Genomic DNA, 1,207 nt, shown 5'->3' with positions numbered 1-1,207 from the left:
AAAAGCCGCTATTAGAGCATGCGGCTTTTTGGCTGCTCTCCCTGCCCCTGACGGTGATAACAGGCTTAGTAAAAGACAGCCTCGCAGGAAGGCATGTAACGGTATAAAAACGCCCCTGAGAAGGCTACGCGCCGCTTAGGGGGGCGGAGGATTGGAAAAGGTAAGGTAATCGGCTTGTGCCTCGCTGCGCGCTTCGCACTGGCTTGTATGCCTTACAGGCATGGCTTATTCAGGTGTGCTCTAACTATCTGCACACACTGAAAATACAAGGAGAATGCTCATGCAGTCTTATACCTTTAGAGGCATACATAGGAATATTCCCTATCATATCCATACCCAGTACAGAAAGGAGTTGGAGGGATTCTCAGCTGGATATAGCTTCGCAGGGCCAGTTGATAAAAATGGACTAATGCCGGACATCATTAGAGAGTTAGTTGATTCCAAAGGCGACTTAAAAATATTTGATAATAAAGACGTTGCTGAAAGAGCCGCTCAGAGAGCAGCGTATAAATTGATTGATGATGTCTACAACAATTAGTGTTTTGTGCATGAAATAGGGACGTTTTAACGTCCCTTTGTTTTATTTGCGAGGTTTCCCTGCATCCTTACGTTTCTTGCGAAGCCTTCCGTCATTGTTTCTGTCGCGTGGCTGTTCACCACCACCGGGTTTTGGGACATTTACGTTAGGGTTAATCGGTCTTCTATCTGCCATAATCGCTTATCCTGTGTGGCAAGCATTGCTACAGAAGTAACAACCATTTGACTTGGGATATTTTTTCTTTGCTTCATTCACCGCATCACGACAATTAGAGAATAAGCCAAGATAATCGCGATTGTGTAACAGAGGGAGATGTGAACATGTCCCCGCATGAACTTCATGATCACCATTTGACTGAGCATTTTTATTTACATAGTAATGAGTAGCCATTTATCACCTTCGATTTATACAACTGATAACAAAGCCTTTTCTAACCTTGCTTCAAGATGATAAATGTAAGGTGACCAACTTTTTGTGCTATTGCTCTTAAATGCAATAACTATCTATGCATATAGAGTTCGCATTATGGCCGTTATGTTACGGGCTTCTCGTTGCAAAGCGATCCTCTTTCCTCGGCATCACGAACGGCGCTGCGCTTGTTCGGATTTGGCCAAGTCTCTCGCCCACCCTTTGCGGCCTCGTCGACCTACGGCAATCCCTCAACATAAC

General features: G+C 44.7%; 2 protein-coding genes. One reads left to right on the top strand and one right to left on the bottom strand.

Translation table 11 applies throughout. From position 1 onward, the window contains the following. Positions 1-280: 280 nt before the first annotated feature. The gene (locus B5D35_RS23840) at positions 281-538 is read left to right on the top strand and encodes a hypothetical protein (RefSeq protein WP_078754865.1); all 258 of its coding nucleotides are present in this window, start codon (positions 281-283) and stop codon (positions 536-538) included. Positions 539-580: 42 nt separating this feature from the next. On the opposite strand, the gene B5D35_RS25370 is transcribed toward B5D35_RS23840, so the two are convergent. Then, on the bottom strand, positions 581-712 hold the full coding sequence (locus tag B5D35_RS25370; protein WP_269809328.1) for a hypothetical protein: 132 nt from the start codon (positions 710-712) through the stop codon (positions 581-583). Positions 713-1,207 lie beyond the last annotated feature (495 nt).

It is taken from the genome of Enterovibrio nigricans DSM 22720 (genome assembly GCF_900167155.1).
Lineage (GTDB): Bacteria > Pseudomonadota > Gammaproteobacteria > Enterobacterales > Vibrionaceae > Enterovibrio > Enterovibrio nigricans.
Note: the sequence above shows the minus strand (reverse complement) of the source record. Positions and strands in the feature narration are given on the sequence as shown.

Excerpts from the sequence above, each read along its gene's own strand:
- B5D35_RS25370 (WP_269809328.1), bottom strand. The coding sequence starts at position 712 with ATGGCAGATAGAAGACCGATTAACCCTAACGTAAATGTCCCAAAACCC.
- B5D35_RS23840 (WP_078754865.1), top strand. The coding sequence starts at position 281 with ATGCAGTCTTATACCTTTAGAGGCATACATAGGAATATTCCCTATCAT.